Origin of the sequence: Streptomyces changchenzhani, assembly GCF_039766235.1 — a bacterium.
Lineage (GTDB): Bacteria > Actinomycetota > Actinomycetes > Streptomycetales > Streptomycetaceae > Streptomyces.
The window spans coordinates 587868-606567 of sequence record NZ_JBDHNH010000001.1 but is presented as its reverse complement, the minus strand read 5'-3'; the positions used below and the strand labels follow the sequence as shown (position 1 = coordinate 606567).

18 protein-coding genes and 1 pseudogene are annotated in these 18700 nt (G+C 68.4%); 6 read left to right on the top strand and 13 right to left on the bottom strand.

Annotated features, from left to right (window positions below):
- Positions 1-8: 8 nt before the first annotated feature.
- Positions 9-881: a hypothetical protein gene (locus ABCR94_RS02995; RefSeq protein WP_347117372.1), complete on the bottom strand. Its 873-nt coding sequence runs from the start codon at positions 879-881 to the stop codon at positions 9-11.
- A 172-nt stretch (positions 882-1053) separates the two neighbouring features.
- On the opposite strand from ABCR94_RS02995, the gene ABCR94_RS02990 reads away from it, so the two are divergent.
- A complete protein-coding gene (locus ABCR94_RS02990; protein ID WP_347117371.1) occupies positions 1054-1449 on the top strand; it encodes a hypothetical protein in 396 nt (131 codons plus the stop codon).
- A gap of 117 nt (positions 1450-1566) precedes the next feature.
- On the opposite strand, the gene ABCR94_RS02985 is transcribed toward ABCR94_RS02990, so the two are convergent.
- The 4 genes from ABCR94_RS02985 to ABCR94_RS02970 all read right to left on the bottom strand — a co-directional run bounded on the left by ABCR94_RS02985 (position 1567) and on the right by ABCR94_RS02970 (position 3838).
- Positions 1567-2007: a hypothetical protein gene (locus ABCR94_RS02985; RefSeq protein WP_347117370.1), complete on the bottom strand. Its 441-nt coding sequence runs from the start codon at positions 2005-2007 to the stop codon at positions 1567-1569.
- Complete coding sequence (locus tag ABCR94_RS02980) at positions 1992-2240, bottom strand: hypothetical protein (protein WP_347117369.1); 249 nt, start codon at positions 2238-2240, stop codon at positions 1992-1994. Before ABCR94_RS02980 ends, ABCR94_RS02985 begins: the two co-directional genes overlap by 16 nt.
- A gap of 65 nt (positions 2241-2305) precedes the next feature.
- A complete protein-coding gene (locus ABCR94_RS02975; protein WP_347117368.1) occupies positions 2306-3223 on the bottom strand; it encodes an SDR family oxidoreductase in 918 nt (305 codons plus the stop codon).
- 99 nt (positions 3224-3322) lie between these two features.
- Positions 3323-3838 carry a hypothetical protein gene (locus ABCR94_RS02970; RefSeq protein WP_347117367.1) on the bottom strand — a complete coding sequence of 172 codons (516 nt, stop codon included), beginning with the start codon at positions 3836-3838 and terminating at the stop codon, positions 3323-3325.
- Positions 3839-3928: 90 nt separating this feature from the next.
- Between ABCR94_RS02970 and ABCR94_RS02965 the strand changes: the two genes are divergently transcribed.
- Together ABCR94_RS02965 and ABCR94_RS02960 are read left to right on the top strand one after the other, a co-directional pair.
- Positions 3929-4522 carry a MepB family protein gene (locus tag ABCR94_RS02965; RefSeq protein ID WP_347117366.1) on the top strand — a complete coding sequence of 198 codons (594 nt, stop codon included), beginning with the start codon at positions 3929-3931 and terminating at the stop codon, positions 4520-4522.
- Positions 4523-4570: 48 nt separating this feature from the next.
- Positions 4571-4966, top strand: a complete 396-nt coding sequence (locus ABCR94_RS02960) for a nitroreductase/quinone reductase family protein (protein ID WP_347117365.1) — start codon at positions 4571-4573, stop codon at positions 4964-4966.
- Between the two features lie 14 nt (positions 4967-4980).
- Here ABCR94_RS02960 and ABCR94_RS02955 read toward each other — a convergent pair whose 3' ends face one another.
- Positions 4981-5445, bottom strand: a complete 465-nt coding sequence (locus ABCR94_RS02955; RefSeq protein ID WP_347117364.1) for a hypothetical protein — start codon at positions 5443-5445, stop codon at positions 4981-4983.
- A 111-nt stretch (positions 5446-5556) separates the two neighbouring features.
- A complete protein-coding gene (locus tag ABCR94_RS02950; RefSeq protein ID WP_347117363.1) occupies positions 5557-6810 on the bottom strand; it encodes a helix-turn-helix domain-containing protein in 1254 nt (417 codons plus the stop codon).
- A 234-nt stretch (positions 6811-7044) separates the two neighbouring features.
- Here ABCR94_RS02950 and ABCR94_RS02945 point away from each other — a divergent pair, with 234 nt between their 5' ends.
- Positions 7045-8058 carry a hypothetical protein gene (locus ABCR94_RS02945; protein ID WP_347117362.1) on the top strand — a complete coding sequence of 338 codons (1014 nt, stop codon included), beginning with the start codon at positions 7045-7047 and terminating at the stop codon, positions 8056-8058.
- A gap of 93 nt (positions 8059-8151) precedes the next feature.
- Here the strand turns inward: ABCR94_RS02945 and ABCR94_RS02940 are convergent, their stop codons facing one another.
- Positions 8152-8907 (bottom strand): 3'-5' exonuclease, encoded by a 756-nt coding sequence (locus ABCR94_RS02940; protein WP_347117361.1) that lies wholly within the window; start codon positions 8905-8907, stop codon positions 8152-8154.
- Between the two features lie 681 nt (positions 8908-9588).
- Here ABCR94_RS02940 and ABCR94_RS02935 point away from each other — a divergent pair.
- Positions 9589-12933: a galactose oxidase-like domain-containing protein gene (locus ABCR94_RS02935; RefSeq protein WP_521976047.1), complete on the top strand. Its 3345-nt coding sequence runs from the start codon at positions 9589-9591 to the stop codon at positions 12931-12933.
- Between the two features lie 51 nt (positions 12934-12984).
- On the opposite strand, the pseudogene ABCR94_RS02930 reads toward ABCR94_RS02935, so the two are convergent.
- The 5 genes and pseudogenes from ABCR94_RS02930 to ABCR94_RS02910 all read right to left on the bottom strand — a co-directional run.
- Positions 12985-13695: pseudogene (locus ABCR94_RS02930) on the bottom strand (transposase); the annotation flags it as partial.
- Between the two features lie 31 nt (positions 13696-13726).
- Positions 13727-14746, bottom strand: coding sequence for a thymidylate synthase (locus tag ABCR94_RS02925; RefSeq protein WP_347117359.1), 1020 nt, complete (start codon positions 14744-14746; stop codon positions 13727-13729).
- A 298-nt stretch (positions 14747-15044) separates the two neighbouring features.
- Positions 15045-15911, bottom strand: a complete 867-nt coding sequence (locus ABCR94_RS02920) for an IS3 family transposase (RefSeq protein ID WP_347118397.1) — start codon at positions 15909-15911, stop codon at positions 15045-15047.
- Between the two features lie 50 nt (positions 15912-15961).
- The gene (locus ABCR94_RS02915) at positions 15962-16291 is read right to left on the bottom strand and encodes a transposase (RefSeq protein ID WP_347116874.1); all 330 of its coding nucleotides are present in this window, start codon (positions 16289-16291) and stop codon (positions 15962-15964) included.
- Between the two features lie 276 nt (positions 16292-16567).
- Positions 16568-17032 (bottom strand): ATP-binding protein, encoded by a 465-nt coding sequence (locus ABCR94_RS02910; RefSeq protein ID WP_347117358.1) that lies wholly within the window; start codon positions 17030-17032, stop codon positions 16568-16570.
- Positions 17033-17370: 338 nt separating this feature from the next.
- Between ABCR94_RS02910 and ABCR94_RS02905 the strand changes: the two genes are divergently transcribed.
- Positions 17371-18693, top strand: a complete 1323-nt coding sequence (locus ABCR94_RS02905) for an NsdA family TPR-like regulatory protein (RefSeq protein WP_347117357.1) — start codon at positions 17371-17373, stop codon at positions 18691-18693.
- The last annotated feature ends 7 nt before the right edge of the window (positions 18694-18700 follow it).

Here is an 18700-nt window from a genome sequence, read left to right as displayed (position 1 = left end):
CGGAGGGGCTACTGCGGCTTCGTGGGCGCAGGGCGTGAGCCGGCCCGACGGTTGCGCAGCCGATCAGTGAGCCAGGCTGCCGCCGCCAGGACCAGGCCCACTGCCAGCAGCACCCACGCCGTCGTGCGGAGCGAGGCCGTCAGCGCGTCGTAGACCGCGCCCGCCGACGGGCGGTCCACGTCCCGGGGGAGGTCGTCCAGTGCGATGCCCCTGGCCATCGCGACCGTGATGCCGAGCAGGATCGCGCCCACCGCCAGGGCCAGGCCCACGGCCATGAGGGCGCGGAGGCGGCGTACCGCCAGGAGGAAGGCTGTCGCCGTCAGGAGCAGCGTGGCGATCGGAAGCCAGATCCCGGCGATCCCCAGGGCGTGGAATACATCACGCCAGGTGCCGAGGCGGTCGGACTCCAGGACGGTGATCTCCGTGTGGTTCACCGGGATCTGTTCCGCGAACGGGAAGCCCTCGTCGGTGAGTTGCTGCTTGACCTGCGCGGTGACGGGAGCGAGGTCGATCGTCACGGTGTTGCCGCCGCTGTCGCCGCCGCTGTCGTTCAGCGCGTCGACGAGTGCCTGGTGGGTGCTCCTGATGACCGTGTTCCACACCTGCTGGAAACCGGCGGTGCCGGTGTACGAGCTGACGGCGTCGGTGAGCAGTTGCGCCGCGCCGCCCTGGAGCGGCCCGAGGTCGAGCTGCTTCATGATCTCGTCCGCGACCCGGTCGGCCACCGCGCTCTGTACGTCGGTGTTGCCGGCCAGCGGCGCCATCGTCGATACGAAGCGGTCGGTGTTCCCGATCTCGCGGTCCGCCCACACGGCGAGCGCACTCAGCGGGACGAGGACGGCCACGAGGGCGATCAGGGCCGCCGAGAGGAAGGTGCGCATTCCACCAGGGAAGGCAGGGCGGGGGCGTGCGCGAGCGGGGCTGCTGCACCTGGGTCAGCGCCGGACCCGCGTTCGGCCCTCCGGCTGCGGCACCCCTAGATCCACTTGCCGGGTGGGCCGCGCGGGTGTGACCTGGTGGGGTGGGGGCGCGTGCGGCGGAAGGAGTTCTGTGATGGCTGCACATGCGGCGATTCCGGGCCGATCGGGCCGGGCGGTACGGCCTCGCCACCTCCCGGCGGCCCTGGGCGTTCCCCTCGTCCTGGGCGTGCTCTACGGGATCTACGTGGCCTTCATGGCCCGCGACGGCTCCACCCTGACCGGCTGGAACGTCCTTCTCGGGGTGCTGTGCGGGCTGATCGCGACCGCACTCGGCGCACTGCTGGTGCGCAACGGCGGCGCCCTGCCGCGCGAGCTGCGCGCCGGTGCCTACGGGGCGCTGTTCGGCGTCGCGATGGGCTTCATGCACAGCCTCGGCGACCCCAGCATCCTGCGGTCCGTCACGATGGGCACCGCGCTCGGCGCCGCGCTGGCCGTCGCCGCGTTCTACGTGTTCTACACGCGGGAGTAGAGGCGGGATCAGGGCCCGGCCGACTGCCTCATGTACCCCCGTGGGCGGCTTCCGCGACCCGCGCCGCATGGGTGGGCCCGCCCGGCACCCCGGCCGGCCGTCCTTCGGCCCGCGTTCCTAGATCCGGATCCACTCCACAGGGCTGCTCCGGCCCATCGAGGCCGCACGGCAGAGCTTCGGGATGTGGGATGCGTCGGTGGAGGCGACCTTGACCGGGCCGCCCGAGCATGCCGCCGTGGCGACGACCAGCGCGTCCACCACGTTCTCGTGACCGTCGGGGCTGGCGTCCTCCAGCAGCTGCGCGGCGCGATCGGCGATGAGCACGGTCGCGGGGATGACGGTGAGCCGGGAGCGGAGCCAGTGCAGATGCTGCGCGGCCTGCCCGGTACGGCGTACTTCCGCGATGCTGACGGCGGAGATCGCGGCCGCGTACCCGTCCGCTTCGGCGACTTTGAGTATCAGCGCCATCTTCCGGTCCTGGTCGGCCAGGAGGGACAGCGGTTGTGCGTCGAGAACGAGGAGGGCGCTGGGGAACGCCGGGGTCATTCGCCGTGCCATGTGCGGCGTGCCTCCGCGATCTCCGCAGGGGTGAAGGCGCCGTGTTCGTCCTCGTAGGCCTCGACGATCTCCCTGGTTTTGGTCAGGGCGAGAGCGTGCTCCACGGCGTCCGAGACGAAGCGCGAGAAGCCCCGCGCGCCGGTGCGCGCCTCGACCTCGCGGGCCAGTGAGCGGGGGATGGTGACGGACTTCTTGATCTTTGTCTCGTCCGGAGGTGCGTGTTCGATAGCCATACGAGCAGTATCCCACTAAGAGTAGGATTACTGCCCGGTCGTCGTCCCTCGTCCCTCGTCCGTCCTCAGCGATACCCGGTGACATCGGCAGGCTTCCCCCGGTCCTGCACCTCGGTGAGGTACCGCCACGCGTCCGGCCGGCTGCCGTCCAGGTCCGTGAAGCCGTACTCCTGCGCCAGCTGCCCGCTGGACAGCGACTTCCCGTTCCAGCGCGTCACGTCCGAGTCCTGCGCGAGCGCGGCCACGGCCCGCCCGACGTACGCCGGGGTCTCGGAAATGGCGAAGTGCGGCTGGACAGCCGTCGCGTCACGCCAGTTCGCCTCGGTGACGCCGTACGCCTCCAGCATCGCCTCGGACCGTAGCCACCCCGGCGTGAGCGACACGGCCGTGCCGCCGTACGGCTCCAGCTCGTGCGCGAGCGCGAACGCCATGCGGTTGACCGATGCCTTGGCCAGGTCGAAGAAGAAGGAGACGCGGTAGGTGTCCGCGTTGTACTCGTCGGTCCCGTCCGACACCTCGATCACCAGGCCGCCCGGCCGCTCGATGAGCAGCGGGATCGCGAAGTGGCTGGTGATGGCGTGGGTGTCCACGGCCAGGCGCAGGGTGTGCAGGCCGGTGTCCAGGGAGGACTCCCAGCAGGACTTGTTCCACTCGATCTCGGCGCCCCAGATGTCGTTCACGAGGATGTCGAGTCGGCCTTGTTCGTCCCGGATACGGGCCACCAGGGCGGCCACCTCGTCGGCCACGAGATGGTCCACCCGGACCGGGATCCCGTGGCCGCCCGCCTCGTCGACCAGGGCTGCGGTCTCCTCGATGGTCTCGGGCCGGTCCATCTCCGAGCGCTGGTCCCCGCTGGTCCGCCCGGTGACGTACACGGTCGCCCCGGCCACCCCCAGCTGCACGGCGATCCCACGCCCTGCCCCACGGGTACCTCCGGCGACGAGAGCGACCTTGCCTGCCAGGCCTGCCGGCGACGTGTCCATACCTTCGAAGCTAACGCGGGCCGACCTCGCGCGCGACCCTGCGGGACCGCGTACGTCGGCGCTCCGGTCACCGGTCGACCGGGAGCCGACGCCGCGCCCTCAGCTCTTGGTGGCCTTGGTGATCTCGCAGCGCGCGACAACTTCCTTGTGCTCGGGGTCGTAGTGCGACGCGATGGCCTCGGTGGACGTGGTGGCACCCGCTGCGAGCGTCACCCCGGCGGGTGCGGTCGAGATCGTGGTCCCGGCCGCGTCCTTGAATGCGGCCTCGATGACGTAGCGGTACGTCTTGCTCGTGGTGTTCGAGTTCTTGATGCGCAGTTTGGCGACGAGCTTGAGCTCGGACTCCTTGAACACACAGTCGTCGATCGTGATGTCGCCCGCTGCGGCCGCCGGACGGCTCACATTGCCCGCCTCGCCGGTCGAGCCCCCGGACGTGGTGGAGCTGTCGCTGTCCGAGCTCCCGTTGTTGTTGCTGCTGTGGCCGCCCGAGCTGGAGCTGGACCCCGAACTGCCCGAGTCGCTGTCGCAACTTCCGCCGCGCGAGCCCCTGGCACCGGTCAGTGCGAGGACTGCGATTCCGAACACCGCTATGGCGCGAATGTGACGTTTAGCCATGGTGAAACCCCCGTTTGATGGCTGCTGTACGAAGCGCACGACACGATAGCGCAGGCTTTTGGGCCCCTCAGGGGCGCGCATCATGAGGGGATGACGAAGCAGCACGGGGATTCTCCGGCGTCCCGCGCCACCCAACCCGCCCCCTGGTCGCGCGCGGAACCGTACGTGGGCCCGGTCCACAGCGACCTCCTCGCGGCGAAGGCCCTGCTGTACGACCCGAGCGGATTCACCTGCTCACGGCCGGAACCCGAGGCGGAGAGTGCGGAGTACGGGGCGTACGCCTTCACCTTGGACGGCCTGTCCGTGCGATTCCGGGCGGCGAAAACGACACCGACGAAAGTCGGCCAGTTCGTCACGGTGTGGAAGCGGTCCCCGGGCGGCCCGATCCAGCCCTTCGACGTAGAAGATCCTGTCGACCTCTTCGTCATCAGCACCCGCGGCAACGACCAAGGCGTAGACCGCTTCGGGCAGTTCGTCTTCCCCCGCGACGTGCTCTGCGAGCGCGGCATCCTGGCCAGGAACGGCTCAGGCGGAAAGCGGGCGTTCCGCGTCTACCCACCATGGACCACGACGACCAACCGCCAGGCCGCCCGCACACAGGCCTGGCAGGTGGACCACTTCCTGCACATGACCGACGGCGAGCCGGTCGACTCCGCCTTGGCCCACGCGCTCTACCACCCCTGATACACCCACGGACCACGGACACACCCGCACCGAACGGGAGAGACGCGCATGTCGCGCTTGCACGAGATCAAGTTCCGGGCCGTCACCGCGCTCCAGCGGCGAGTCATCAACCCGCTCGCCAGACGGTCGCCGAGCCAGACCCTCCTGGAGACGACCGGCCGCACCTCGGGCCTGCCCAGACGCACACCGCTCGGCGGACGCCGGATCGGAAACGAGTTCTGGTTCGTCTCCGAGTACGGCGACAAGTCGCACTACGTACGCAACCTCCAGGCCGATCCGCAGGTCCGCGTCCGCATCAACGGCCGCTGGCACGCAGGCACCGCGCACCCGCTCCCGCAGGACGACGCCCGCGCGCGGCTGAAGACGCTGCCCCGGTTCAACAGCGGTGCGGTCAGGGCGTTCGGCACGAACCTGCTGACCGTGCGGGTCGATCTCACGGACTGACGGGGTCGGCGCGGCTACGGATGTCGGCTGGTGAGTTGATCGTGTCCCTTGGAGATCAAGTCGCTCAACGCGGTCGGTGAGCAGAGGGCGCCCGCCGTCTCCATCGGCGCGACCCAGTGCAGTCCGGGCGGCTGCGTACGCTCCACATGCGGTACGCCGAGCCACGCACCCCGGCCGAGACAGCGGGCCAGGGGTGAGCGCCAGGAGTGGGTCGTGCCGGGTGGCACGAGGGCGTAGAAGTGCGAGGCGTACGGGTCGAGGACGACCGGGCCGAGGATGTCGGGAAGCGGGTCGGGACGCGCGGCGCGCATCACCTCGGCGGGGATGCGTACGGCGTCGTAGCGCTCCCCCAGCGGAAGCAGCGCGACGCCGCGCTCCGCCCACTCGGCGTGCGCGACCGAGGGGATCCGCAACGCCCGCGCGAGCCAGTCGGCGGTGGCGTTCGGGGTGGCCGAGGTGGTGGTGGTCCTGGTGTGCATGTGCGTCCCCCGGATTCGGCTTTGACCAGCAGCTATGACGACCGTAGGGGTGGGGAGGGGAGAGCGGGGGCACGGATTGTGCCCCCATGGGTGTCCCCCGTGGGTGTGGGATCAGGCGGCCATCAGGCCGAGCTTTTGCGCTAGTTGGGATGCACGCTGTCGGCGCGCGGGGGACTTCGACTCGGCCTCTTCGAGGACGATCCGCTTCGCGTAGCCGTTGTACTTGATCGTCTCGGGCGCGGCCTCGTGTGCCTTGTCGAGCGTGGTCAGGGCCACGTCCGGCTGCCCGTCGAGGTGGTAGCCGCGCGCCTCCTCGATCCGGTGGCGGGCGCGGCGCGGGCGGGAGGGGATCGTCAGGGTGTCGGCGGCCACCGCCTGCCGTACGGCCTCGCCGCCGGCGTGCAGTTCGACGGCGACCGTCACCGCGTGGGCGCCCATGATGGCCCGGGAGAAGCTGGTCACAGGGTGGTAGTAGTCGGCAGCCAGGCGGTCGGCCATGGCACGGGCCTGGTCCCAGTACCGCCAGGCGGTGCCGGTCTCGCCACGCCGGGCCGCCGTGTATCCGGCCTCGAAGGTGAGCGCCCCGGCAATGGCGCGTACGTCGTCGGAGGCGTCTGCCAGCAGCGGTTCCAGATACCGCAGCGTCGCCAGATTCACGGCGTCCGCTGCGTCGAACTGTGCGGGTCCGGAGTCCCGGTGTGCCTGCGCCGCCAGCCAGGCGGCGACCCCGATGGCGTGCGGGTCCTCGCTCTCCTGGGCCGCGACCATGCCGCGCTCGGCGACGCGCCACAGCAGGGCTGCGTCGGGCTGGTAGGCGATGAAGAACTGGGACAGCGAGTACACCTCGGCGAGTGCGGATTGCGCCGTACGCCGTTCAGGGGCCCGATCGGCCTGCCGTACGGCGAGTTGGGCGTCCCGGATCAGATCCGGCAGGAGCGCGCCGACGACCTCACGGTGGTTGGGCGCGGAATGCCGCGCCTGCCAGGCGCGGGCGAGCCGGGCCCGGAGGTGCTCGATGGGCGGAGCCTCGTGGTGCGTGGTGGCGACGGGGAAGGCGTTGGCCGCGTCCTGTACGGCTGCGAGCCGCCGGTGTCCCGGGCCGCTGAACAGGCTGATGTGCAGGGACTGGTCACCCGTGAGCTCGGAGAGGTCCCGTACCCGCAGCAACTCCGCGATGCGCAGAATGACATCGAGCTTCGGTGTCTTGAGCCGGCCGGTCTCCACAGCCTTGACCCAGGAGGCCGACCGTCCGAGCAGCCCGCCGACCTGCTGACGGGTCATGCCTTTTCGGGTCCTGAGGAGTTGGAACCTCTGCCCGAAGACCAGCGGATCGGCGTAAGGGTCCGGCGTACCGTCGTGCGTCACAGCCCTGCTCCTCTCGGCCAAGCAGCTCTCCTCGCCAGGTTAGGCGGATGGCGTGCGTGCCAGGGGCGCTGATCGGCGGATTCCCAAAGCCGGGCGCAAGTGGCTCAGTTGGTGCGGTACCGTATCCGCGTCATCACTCTCCGCGTGCGTTACGTCACACGGAGCGGCCCCCGGCGGTGCTACCAACACCACTCCGAGGGCCTTCACCACAAAGGCTTGCTAAGGAGCCCCGGGATGCTTCGTCATGTTAACGCGCCCACTCGCCGCTTCACGAAGGTTTCCAACGACCTCGTGCGGCACCGTCACCTGAACTCCGACGCGAAAATCCTGCTCATTCACGTGCAGGGACTCCCGGAGAGCGAGACGCGCAAATCCCTCAGCGAGCACGCGGCCAAGCTGAACATCACTGGTCGCGCGTACCAGCGGGCCAAGGAACTCCTCACCTCCTGCGGCTACTTGCACCACTGGCGCGAGCAGCGCGAGGGCGGGCGCTGGTTCACCGAGCAGGTCGTCGCCAACGTCACCCTCACGCGTGAGGAGGCGTCCCGCTGCCGGGACGGACTGCTGCCGCCGAGTGCGCAGTCTCCGACGGTCGGTGGACCGACAGGTCCGTTGGTCGGTGGCTCTCCTTCGGAGGTTAAGACGGGAGAGAAGACCACTCCCCACCTCCCACCCCAAGACGACATCCCGGCGGATCGGTCCGATCCCGGTCTGTCCGTGCCGGACCCGTCCGGTGCCGACCAGTCCGATCCCGATGAGCCCGAGCCGGATTCGACCGAACCCGACCAGCCCGCTGAACTGGCCGAAGCCGAACGGGTCCTGCTCAGCCTCCGCCACCACAGCCGGGACCTCTACCTCGGCGCCCGCGAAGCCCGCAGCCTCGCCACCGCCGCCGCGCAGTGGCTGAGCTGCGGAATCACGCCCGGCGAGCTGCGCCAAGCGCTCACCGCCGGGCCACCTCAGGAGGGCATTCGCTCCGCCGTGGGCTTCCTCCGCCACCGCCTCCGCGAGAAGGCCCCGGCGCCCGCCACGACTCCGGCGACGCCGCCCCCGCTGTACGCCGCGCTGCCCCCGGCCCGTATCCCTCAGCCGCTGGTCATCTGCGCCGGACCGGGCCCGGACCACGCGTTCCGCCCACACGGCGACGAAACCCGGTGCGGCCCCTGCCGTACGGACGATCCCGCACCGACACCGGGGCCACATACCGCGTGGCGGGACGTCCTCGCCGTCGAGGCGGCCACTTCGTAGGCCGGGTCTACGCAGGGGCCGCAGGGCCTTTCAGGTTGCGCCTTCTATTGTCGAACGGCAATAGAAGACGCAAGTCGATGGGCGCAGTCGTGGTCACCACAGGGTGGGGTCCTCCTCTGGTTGCGGGGCGCCAGGCAGGCCGGGCGGCACAGCCGCGGCGACGAGCTGGTCCCAGGTGTCGTAGTGGGCGGCCATGGCGAGGAGGAGCCGCGCCGTGGCGTAGGCGTCGAACGTGGCCCGGTGGCGCTGGGCGGGTGCAGCCGTGAGGTCCGGCTGCACGTGGTCGATCAGGGCATCGAGGCTGTACTTCGGCAGGCCGGGGTAGGTGGCCTTGGCGAGGCGGAGCGTGTCGAGCACTCCGGCCGGTTCCCACGTGGGCAGGTGCGCCTTCAGGACCCGGTAGTCGACATGCGCGTGGTGGGCACAGACCCACGACGTGCCGAGGATGCCGAGCACCTGGTCGGAGATCTCCTCCCAGCCGGGCTTGTCCGCGAGCAGGTCGTTGGTCAGGCCGTGGACCCGGGCGGCGAAGGCCGTGACGGGGTGGTGCGGGCGGGTCAGCCATGCGCCGGCCGTGCGGGTGTCGAGGCGGCCCTGCCGTACGGGGAGGGCCGCGACCTCGACCAGGTCGGGCGGGTTGGTGCCGTTGCCCTCGACATCGACGACGAGCAGCGAGGGCCAGGTGGTGAAGTTATGCGCTTGTGGGTCCGTTCCCCGCCTCCCAGCCGATGGGGGCCCGGCCGTGCTGGCGGTAGCGATGCGGCTTGTCGCGGTCGTGGCACTGGTAACCGAAGCCGTGCTGAAGGAAGTAGCGCGGCGGCTCGTCCAGTCCTTCCACGACGATGGCACGGTCGTTGACCTCAACCTCCCCCGTCGCGCCGAGGGCTCGGGCCTCTTGGGTGACTGCGGCCAGATCCGGCGTCACCCACGCCCCCTTACAGCGCGCGATCTGCTCCTGGGGGCAGATGTCGCACAGCTCTTGGACCCCGTAGTGGCCGTTGTAGTCGGCTTCCCCGTGCGCGTAGGCCACTCCGCAGCTCGTCTTGCGGAACAGGCCCCCCATGGCTTGGCCGATCTCCCGTGCCACTCGCGGCTTTACCGTGCACAGCCTGACCTCCGCAGGCAGGACGCGTACGGTTACCGACGAGTCGCTGAGAGCGGCGAACGCGGATAGGCAGAAAGCCCTGCCGTTGCCTGGTGCCGCTTCAGGAGGGCGCCTCACCGCGGATGGAGGAACTGAGCTCGTCGTGTCCGGGGCGAGATCCGGCAGGAGGTGGGCTGGCAGCGCCGCTACCGTGAGGACTCGTAGATTGCCGGTGCCACGCCGGTGTTGCTCCCCCGAGCGGTCCCAAGGCGCCTGCCCGCAAGGGTGATCTCTCCGCTGCCCCGATGGCTTGCGGGTTGCCGCCGAAGTGAGGCTGGGCGACGATCAAGACAAGACCATTCGCCTACGCACCTATAGCTGTGGTTAGCCCGCCGCTCCAGCCGCGCGTAACCCTTCGCGGTTGCACTTGGGAAGGGGAAGTGTCGATGCCCTGGGGACCAGTGATCGATTCGGAGATTCTCGCCATTCACGCGGCGCTCGTCGCCACTGAGGACGGCGGGGAAGTCTTGTACTTCGGAGGCGACCAGCACTTTCGCGACAACAACGTCGGCCACCTCCAGGATCCGAGCAAGGTCGATGCGACCAGACGCTTCGCTTGCAGGCCCGATGCTGCCGGGCAGCACCGGCGCACGAAGGTCAAGTCCCCGACAGACGACGTGTTCTGTTCAGGGCACGCTTTCCTTCCTGGCGGGCGGCTCATGGTCTGCGGCGGGACGCAGCTGTTTGACACTGACGCTGTGGGAGGAGGTCATGGTCACGGTGAGGCGAGCCACTTTGCCGGACACCGGCGCTGCTGGACGTACCATCCGGCCAGTGGGCAGTTCACCGAGGTCGCGCAGCTTAACCCGTCCACGCCGGGCGACGAGGGAGGCGGGCGTTGGTATCCGACCCTGGTTACTCTGCCGTCCGGCGAGCTCTTTGTTTACGGGGGCCACCCGCGAAACGACGCCCCCCAGCACAATCCGGGCTTCGCCGAGCGGTACAGCCCTGCCGACGACGGCTGGCGGGCTCTGCCGCCGACGGCGGGGGCTGGGGGCCCCGCCCCGGACCTGTATCCGCGTCTCTTCCTACTTCCGAATGGCAAAGTCTTCTGCTCATCACGACTGGTTGGGTACGACCGTTGTGTCGAGATGGACCCTTGTACGGGTGCGGTGACGGAGAGTGTCGCGCTTCCCGGCGACTTTCACACGGGGTACAAAGCGAGCGCCGTCCTACTGCCGCTGCTGCCGTCCGACGGCTACCGGGCGCGGATCCTCGTCTGTGGTGGCGCTGTCGCGGAACGGGTGAACCTGGATGCCACCGGCGAGGCCGCAGGTTGGAAGCCGATTCCGCGGCGCAACGGCTCAGCCGCTGGCAAGGAACGTCTGAACACCTGTGCGGTCGTCCTCCCGACCGGGCAGGTGCTCATGACGGGAGGCGTCGTGCCGCCTGAAGGAGAGGAGATCGGTGTCAACGAGCCGGAGATCTACACACCCGCCATTGACTGGGTGTCCGGCACCTACCGTGACGTTGTCAATCCGCTTGACGAGTCCGACCGGTGGGACACGGTTGAGGAGCCCTCCCCAGTAGTGCGCAATTACCACTCGACCGCACTACTGATGCCCGACGGCCGGGTATGGACAGCCGGGTCGAGTATCAAGGCCGCGCCCGGCAATCCGGTTACCGCAGGCCAGCTAAAGATCCACATCTTCTCCCCGCCCTACCCGGCAGGACAGCGGCCCCGGATCACCGACGCCCCACGGTTCGTCGGCTACGGCGATCGGTTCACTCTGGAGACGCCGGACGCCGCGACGGTCAGCAGGGTCGCGCTGCTGCGATGCGGCGCGGTTACCCACGCCTTCGACTCCGACCAACGCTATGTGGGCGTGGCTCACCGGGCGGCCACCGCCTCATCTCTAGAAGTCACCGCGCCGGCATCCGCCGCCGTCGCCCCACCAGGCATGTACATGCTCTTCCTTGTGGACTCCGGCGGTAGGCCCTGCGAGTACGCGCGGTTCGTCCGGTTGGGCGCCCCCAGCCAACAGGTGTTTACCGACGGTATCGGTGAGATGGTCGCCAAGCTGATCGTCCCCGAGACCAGCAGCCACAGCCCCGCGGTCGCCTCTGACGGGGCGCGCGTCTTCCTTGCCTGGACGGGGGAGGGCGACGGCAACCTGAACGTGATGGTCTCGACCGACCACGCTGCCACGTTCGGCGGTAAGCACACCTCGGGGAACACCTCCCCGGACGCGCCGGTCCTGGCAGTCTGCCGGGGTGACCTTTTCGTTGCCTGGACTGGGGAGGGCGACGGCAACCTCAATGTCGCGTTGGTTGAACACACCGACACGCCGGCGCCCCGGGTTACCGGTCTGACCCGTCATGTCGTCTTGCCGGAGACCAGTCCGTTCCGGCCGGCCCTCACCGCCGACGAGGACGGGAACCTGTACCTGGCCTGGACGGGTGAGGGTGACGGCAACCTCAACGTGATCATCTCTTCGGACACCGGCGCCACCTGGCGTGCAAAGGCGACCTTCGGAGAGAGCAGTGACGAGGGTCCGGCAGTCGCCGCCGGCGAGTGCGGCAGTCTGTACCTGGCGTGGAGGGGCTCAAGCAATGAACAGCTGAACATCGCACAGGTCGCTCTGACCGGCCCGCCCACTGCGCCGAGCATCACCGGGCTGATGCACAAGCGGATCCTGCCCGACCGCAGCGCCCACACCCCTGCCCTGGCATCCCGCGACTTCCTGTCGGCCGGGACCGGCCCGCTCGTCCTCGGTTGGACCGGCGAGGGTGCGCAGGCTTTGAACCTGGCCGCCCCGGCCTACACCGCCCACTACCGAAAGGCAGTGTTCGAGCAAGAGTCCTCCGATGACGGCCCTTCGCTGGCTCGGCACCAGGGGCAGCTCCTCCTTGCCTGGCGCGGTTCAGGCAGCGAGCACCTCAACGTTGCGAAGATCGCCCGACTCGGCAAGAGGCTCCAGGCGGTTCTCGACCTGCACGCCCGCACGCGGCAGTTGATCGTCGATGGACACCTGGACCAGGCAGGCGCTGTCGCTCGCGAGACGATTCAGGCCTACCGGCAACTTGCCACTACTGCCGACGCCGATGTGGACGCAATCAGCAACAATCTGATCGTCTTCTCCTCCGAGCTGGCCACCGCCGGACTGGAGGCCGAATCGACCGCCGCCGCCCAAGCCGCCGTCGACGTACTCCGCGGGTCCAACCCGATGGCAACCGAGTTCGTCGACTGGACGTTTTGCAACGACGAGAAGACCGAGGCCATCGGAAGCCTGGGCGGCCATCAGGTGACGCTCACCGGGCGGCGCACCGTGGCCACGGATGAGGCCCCCCTCGGCACCGCCCTACTCGACGGGACGTCCTCACACTTTCATACGGCGTCCTTCACCCCGCCGCTGCCCGCCACGGACCTCATGGAAATCGTCGGGCTAAGGGGCGGAAGTTCGTTCAGAGTGGAATTCGATGCCGAGGTGAAGGATCCCGTCTTTCATCTGGGATCGCTCGCCTCGACCCTCGAGTTTCTGGATCTTCCGGTAGGTACGGAGGTCACCCGGCTCAGCGGCGACACCGGCAAGTTCAAGGTCGACGGCAACAAGGTCATGGGCGAGGCGCTTCAACCACCCCCAGGTGAGCCCACTGATTCCAACGGCAGCGTCCGCCTCAGCGGGCTTTTCCGGTCGATTGGGTTCACCCTGAAGCCGAGGTTCACGGACGGCTCGGGGAAGGACGGCGTACACTTCCAGATCGGCGGGATGGTAAGCGCTGTCCCGTAAATGATCTCCGAGCTGCCTCGGGCGTGGCTGGTCGTGGTGCGGGCCGCTCGCCTATCCGGCGAGGGCGAGGTTGTGCATCCGGGCGATGCCGAGCATGGCATGGTGGACGCCGTCCCCTTTGAGCCGGCAGTCGCGGAGGATCTTCCACGTTTTCATCCGGGCGAAGACGTGCTCGACGCGGGCGCGGACCTGCTTGTGGGACTTGTTGTGCGCTTCCTTCCAGTCGGGCAGGTCTTCGCCCTTGCGTCGACGATGGGGCATGACGAGTCCCGTGCCGGGATAGCCGCCGTCGGCGATCGTGAGTGTCCTGCCGACGGCGGCTCTGGCGCCGGATTCCTCGCAGGCCTTGCAGTCGTTGCGGTTCCCGGCGAGCGGCCGGCCGACCACGACGACCAGGCGGGAGTCGGCGTCGATGACGACCTGGTGGTTGGTGGAGTACCGGTAGTTCTTGGACCGCTCGGCGATGGTGTGGTCGCGAGTGGGCACCATGGTGCCGTCCACGATGAGCACGGTGTCCTTGGCGAACCGCTTGCGGGGCTGGAGCGCGAGCATCGGCCCGAGGTGGTCGATGATGCGGTCCGCCGCGGACTTCGACACCCCGAAAAGCGGGGCGAGCTGGCGCATCGTCAGGTTTGTGCGCCAGTACGCCGCGATCAGCAGCGCCCGGTCCTCCAAGGACAGGCCCCACGGTCGGCCCTTACGGACCGCGTCCACACCCTCGCGCCGCAGTACGGTCACCAGCTTGCCGAACTGCCGCTGCCCTCCACCACGGCGCCGCTCGGTGGCTTCCGGTTCACTGCTCGCTCCCTGCGGTTGCGCAGGCCGGCCAGCGGTGTGCGAGGAGCCAGCGCAGACCCGGGTGCAGCGCGTCGAGGACGTCGCGGCTCACGGTGTCGGTGTGGTCGTGCTCGATCTGCCGGTACACCTCGAACAGCAGCAGAGCTTGTTGCCAGTACGCGTCCACGTCGAGGCCCGCGATGTCGTCCGCGCTGTACTGGGCCTTGTTCGTGCGCAGCAGTGCCTCGTGTTCAAGGACTCGCGCAACTGTGGCGGGGTTGGTCTCCTCGGACATCGCAGGGAAAGGGAAGTGTGGCGGATGGTGCCGCCTATCCGCCTCGTTCAGCACCTTCTTGACCCGCTCGGTGTTGCGGTCGTTGACGTGCGCCGAGCCGATGAAGTGGGTGTAGGTCCCCAGCTCCAGGCCGAGCTGCACGGCCGCGTACTCCTGGATCATCGTGAAGCTGAAAACGTCGCTGAGTAGGCCACAGTCCAGGTCGTTGGCCCGCATGGTGCACACCATGTGCAGGTGTCCTTCACGCACGAACAGGTGCAGTCCGGCCAGGCACGCCATGTCGGGGTTGTCGCTGACGGCCAGCTCGGCGGGAGAGAAGACCGGGAGGTACCCGCGCTTGCTGTCGGTCTCTGTGCGCAACAGCTCCAGGACCCGGTCGAACGGTGAGACGGTGTCGCCCTGGGCGGGGTTGAAGAGGGTGTAGCCGTAGGCGGACCCGCCCAGGTTGACGCCGTCGGGGGAGCTGGAGCGCATGGACGGCGCGTAGTAGCCGATCATCTCCAGGTCGCGGCGGCCGGACAGGTACCAGAGCGCTTCGGCGAACTGGAAGACCGGGTTCGCTCTGCGCGCCGCCAGGTAGGGCAGCCGCTGGCGGGGGTCAGGCAGACGGAACCCGACGCCGATCACCTCGCGGGCGTCGTTGCCGCGCGCGACGATGCGGTACTCGGTTTTCTCGGATGCCTGCCTCAGCAGGGCCAGATATGCGCCTTCGACGCTGTGGAAGGTGGGTGTTGTGATCATGTGCCTCTCCAGGTCAGGGCCCGCAACGCAGATGCGGCGGGGCAGTCCGGTCGCGCGTTTCTTGAGCCCGGTGTGGGGTCCGCAGGGGAGGAAGGCGAAGCCCCACACCGGGATCCCGCTCGATGGTCCGGGCCTGGGGCATCCAGACGGCCGGGCGGCAGCCCTAGGGGGCGCGCGGCAGGTCATTCAGATCGATGACCGTGAAAGCGTGCAGGGTGCGTACGAGTTGCGAGGCAAGGAACCAGGGCAGAGCGGGATCGCCGTAGGTGAGGTTCCCCCGGTGTGCGGGAGGTGCTGATCAGCTGGTCAGGATGGGTTGACGTGGTTTCAGGTTCGCTTGTTCGGTCGTCGCCTGGTTGGCGTAGTGCTTCTCCTCGAACTCGATGGGACTGAGGTAGCCGAGGCGTTTCTGGATGCGTCGGCTGTTGTAGAAGCCGTCGATGTACTCGAACAGCGCGAGGTTGGCCTCGGCCCGGGTGACGAAGACGCGTCCGCGCACGCACTCGGTCTTGATCAGCATCCACAGATTCTCCGCGAGGGCGTTGTCGTAGCTGTCGCCCACGGACCCCATCGACCCCTCAATACCCGCACGTACCAGCCGTGTTGTGAGCTTGATGGACGTGTATTGACAGCCGTGGTCGGCGTGATGGATCAAGGTGCCGGGCACGGGCTCGCGGCTGGCCAGGGCGTACTCGAGGCAGGACAGGACCAGGTCGGCGTCCGCGCGGGCGGAGGTCTCCCAGGCCACCACCCGGCGGGAGAAGGCGTCGCGGATCGCGGAGAGCCACAGCGGTCCCTCACCCGTGGGGATCATGGTGAGGTCGGTGACCCACAGCCGGTTCGGCACGGGAGCGGTGAAGTCCCGCTGCACCAGGTCCGGGGCGAGCGTGGCCGTCGGGTCGCGGCGGGTGAAGCCCTTGCCCGTGCGGCGTGGGCTGAGGCCCGCCAGATCGGCCTCGCGCATCAATCGCTCGACCCGCTTGCGGCCGATGGCCACGCCCTCGCGCTTGAGCACGGCATGCACGCGGGGCGAGCCGTAGATCCCGCCGGAGTCGGCATGGATCTCCTCGATCTTGGTCGTCAACTCCGCGTCACGGCGGCGGCGTTCACACGGCTCCTTCTCCTGCCGGCGCCAGCGGTAGTAGGTGGACGAGGGGACGTGCAGTTCCCGGAGTACGGGCTCGACACCGAGGTCACTGCGTTCGCTGAGGAACGTCAGTACCTGCGCCGGGTCGTGTCGAGTTCCTGGGCGAAAAAAGCCGAGGCCGTGCGCAGGATCTCGTTCGCCCGGCGCAGTTCCTTCACCTCCCGCCGCAGCTGGCCCAGCTCGTCCTTCTCCTCGGTGGTCAGCCGGTCGTCGCGCTCGCCGCGGTCGGCCTCGGCCTGGCGGATCCAGCCGCGCAGTGCCTCCGGGTGGACCCCCAGCTCAATGGCCAGGCGCTTGATCTGGGGCTTCGGCTCGGCGGTGCGATACATCCGCACCGCACGCTCACGCAACTCCAGCGGATATTTCCTCGGAGCGGCCATGGTCAGAGTTCCTCTCATGAGAACCATCTGACCCGCTGTCATCGCCCTCCGCATCTCGGGGGAACCTCAAGGGGATCGGGGTGTCGGTGCCGGCCAGTGCGTGGATTCCGTTCCTGTCGTACTGGTACGGAGTTCCGAGCACGTCGCCGATATCGTCCAGAATCGTTTCCAGCGGCTGCTCTTCGCGTAGCACTCCGGCGATGCGGGCGAGAGCTTCGGCGGAGTGCTTCGGCTTCCACTTCTCGACCGGGTGTGGCCAGTGCTCACTAGCGGGGGCAAGGGCGGAGGCGTACATCAGCAGCTCCCGACGGGGATCTTGCACCATGTGGTGGTGCCGTCGTCGCTGACGCCCCACGATCCGTTGTGCTCGTCGGTGATGCCCTGCACGAGGATCAGGCCGCGTCCGTCTTCGGCGTAGGGGGTCGGTTCGCGGATCTTGGGGAACCGGGCCGTTTCGTCTGTCACGGCGATTCGCAGGTCACTGTCGTCACGATGTAGCTCGACGGTGATGTGCGTGCCGTGGCTGTGCTGAATGGCATTCGTGACCAGCTCAGAGATCAGGAGAGTGACGTCGTCGGCTGCGGCAGCGAACCCGTAGTCAGCCATGCGTTCCTTGGCCAGGTGTCTCATCTCGCACACACGCTTGGCGTCCTCATCGGGCATGGCCTGGTCGTCGTGGCGAGGGCTGATGGTGAATCGGGTTAAGAGCGTGTCCTGCGTGGGCGGCACAGGAGGGGCCGCGCCGGGTGCCGTTGTCATTGCTGTCACCGCACATCCCTTCTCGAAAAGAACGCGGGCTCGCACACCGGCCGATTCGCAACGAGTTGAATAGCTCGTGCGGTCGGGCGCTCGGCGGTAGTGACCACGGTTCGCCTTCAGCGATCGCTGTGGCGCTCAGTGTGACGGCGAGGGGGGTAGCGCGCCCACGGCGTGGTGGGTGTCATTTGACGCTCGTTCGCGTGATGAAAGTGGCGCGTAAATAGCTTCCAAGTGGCTTCTGCTCTGGGGGAGTTGCCTGAACAGCCGGGGGCAGTATTCCCTGCAATGGAGGGAGTCGCCCGGCACGGTCGGCCGTTCACCATTTGCTGGGAGTCGCAATGGATCACTCGCCGAAGACTCTGCTCAAGGTGCTGGTCACTCAGCGCCGGTGGACGGCTGAGAAGTTCATCGAGCAGTTCGACGCGACAGCTCAGCGGATCATCAAGAAGGGCACGAAGAATCCGACCCTCTCGGTGTCGCAGTTCCGGCGATGGACTGCCGGAAACCTGCAAGGGCTGCCGGCAGCGGCGGCCTGCGAGGTGCTGCGTGAGATGTTCGGCGTGGACGCTGAAGCTCTGTTCGGCCCGCCCCCCTCGTCTACTACACAACCCGCGTACAACCTGGAAGACGAGATTGCCATGACCGCACAGGACGCTCAGGACGAGGCGGGCGCCGCCGCAGCTCAGTCCATTTCCGACACGACTCTCGATCAGCTGCGTGACGATGTCCTCGCGCTGGCCCGTGGCTACAACAACCTGTCCGCCTTCGACGTGTTCCGTACGGGACGCGCGCTGCGTGAGAAGGTCGAGCGCCAGCGTGACCGGACCCAGGTGCCTTCCCAGCAGCAAGAGCTTCTGGTCCTGGCCGGACAGACATGCGCGATGTTGTCGACGGCGGCGTTCGATCTCGGGTCGCTCAACGGAGCTACCCGGCTCGCCCGTGCCGCCGCCCTGTACGGCGAGACGGCGCGCTTCGGGCCATTGCAAGCATTCGCCGGCGGGACACTCGCGTACATCGCGTACTTCACGGGGCAGCCGTCGCAGGCGGTCAACCTCGCCCAGCGGGCTCAGATGTTCGCGGGGCTAGGGGATCAAGGTCGCCAGCGGTTGCTGGCGATCCAAGCTCGCGCGTTCGGGCATGTTGGAAACACTGCCAATGCCCTCCGTGCCATGCAGGCCACCGAGCATGATGGTGCAGGCGAGCGGGATGTCCTGCACGATGAGGTGGGGGGCGAGTTCGGTTTCTCGCCAGAGCGCCTGGCCATGTCGAATGGCTCAACAGCACTACTGATCGGCGATGGCGACCTGGCCGAAGTGTCCTCGAAGCAGGCCCTCCATCTGGTGCAGCAGCGGCCCGCCGCGCAGCGCTCTGCACCGGTGATTGGTGGCGCCTCCGCCGACGTGGCCCTGGCCCGCCTGCTGCGCGAGGATCTGGACGGCGCGGCGGCTGCACTCTGGGCACTCTGGGAGGTGCCCGCCGACCAACGCGTCACCGGGCTACTCCTCCGTACTGAGCGTGTCCGGCAATCTCTGGTCGGCGGACGCTTCCGCGGTTCGCCTCTTGCCACTGAGCTTGCCGAGCGCTGCGAAGACTTCGCCTTCCAGGCACCGCAGCACCAGCTCAACACGGGCGCGGCTGGTCCGCTGGCTCTGGAAGCCTGACCGGCAC

What these genes read in the sequence shown, in the direction of transcription:
- ABCR94_RS02945 (WP_347117362.1), top strand. Translation starts at nt 7,045, where the DNA reads ATGCTTCGTCATGTTAACGCGCCCACTCGCCGCTTCACGAAGGTTTCC.
- ABCR94_RS02970 (WP_347117367.1), bottom strand. Translation starts at nt 3,838, where the DNA reads ATGGCTAAACGTCACATTCGCGCCATAGCGGTGTTCGGAATCGCAGTC.
- ABCR94_RS02915 (WP_347116874.1), bottom strand. Translation starts at nt 16,291, where the DNA reads ATGAGAGGAACTCTGACCATGGCCGCTCCGAGGAAATATCCGCTGGAG.
- ABCR94_RS02975 (WP_347117368.1), bottom strand. Translation starts at nt 3,223, where the DNA reads ATGGACACGTCGCCGGCAGGCCTGGCAGGCAAGGTCGCTCTCGTCGCC.
- ABCR94_RS02965 (WP_347117366.1), top strand. Translation starts at nt 3,929, where the DNA reads ATGACGAAGCAGCACGGGGATTCTCCGGCGTCCCGCGCCACCCAACCC.
- ABCR94_RS02960 (WP_347117365.1), top strand. Translation starts at nt 4,571, where the DNA reads ATGTCGCGCTTGCACGAGATCAAGTTCCGGGCCGTCACCGCGCTCCAG.
- ABCR94_RS02905 (WP_347117357.1), top strand. Translation starts at nt 17,371, where the DNA reads ATGGATCACTCGCCGAAGACTCTGCTCAAGGTGCTGGTCACTCAGCGC.
- ABCR94_RS02985 (WP_347117370.1), bottom strand. Translation starts at nt 2,007, where the DNA reads ATGGCACGGCGAATGACCCCGGCGTTCCCCAGCGCCCTCCTCGTTCTC.
- ABCR94_RS02955 (WP_347117364.1), bottom strand. Translation starts at nt 5,445, where the DNA reads ATGCACACCAGGACCACCACCACCTCGGCCACCCCGAACGCCACCGCC.
- ABCR94_RS02935 (WP_521976047.1), top strand. Translation starts at nt 9,589, where the DNA reads ATGCCCTGGGGACCAGTGATCGATTCGGAGATTCTCGCCATTCACGCG.
- ABCR94_RS02925 (WP_347117359.1), bottom strand. Translation starts at nt 14,746, where the DNA reads ATGATCACAACACCCACCTTCCACAGCGTCGAAGGCGCATATCTGGCC.
- ABCR94_RS02990 (WP_347117371.1), top strand. Translation starts at nt 1,054, where the DNA reads ATGGCTGCACATGCGGCGATTCCGGGCCGATCGGGCCGGGCGGTACGG.
- ABCR94_RS02995 (WP_347117372.1), bottom strand. Translation starts at nt 881, where the DNA reads ATGCGCACCTTCCTCTCGGCGGCCCTGATCGCCCTCGTGGCCGTCCTC.
- ABCR94_RS02910 (WP_347117358.1), bottom strand. Translation starts at nt 17,032, where the DNA reads ATGACAACGGCACCCGGCGCGGCCCCTCCTGTGCCGCCCACGCAGGAC.
- ABCR94_RS02980 (WP_347117369.1), bottom strand. Translation starts at nt 2,240, where the DNA reads ATGGCTATCGAACACGCACCTCCGGACGAGACAAAGATCAAGAAGTCC.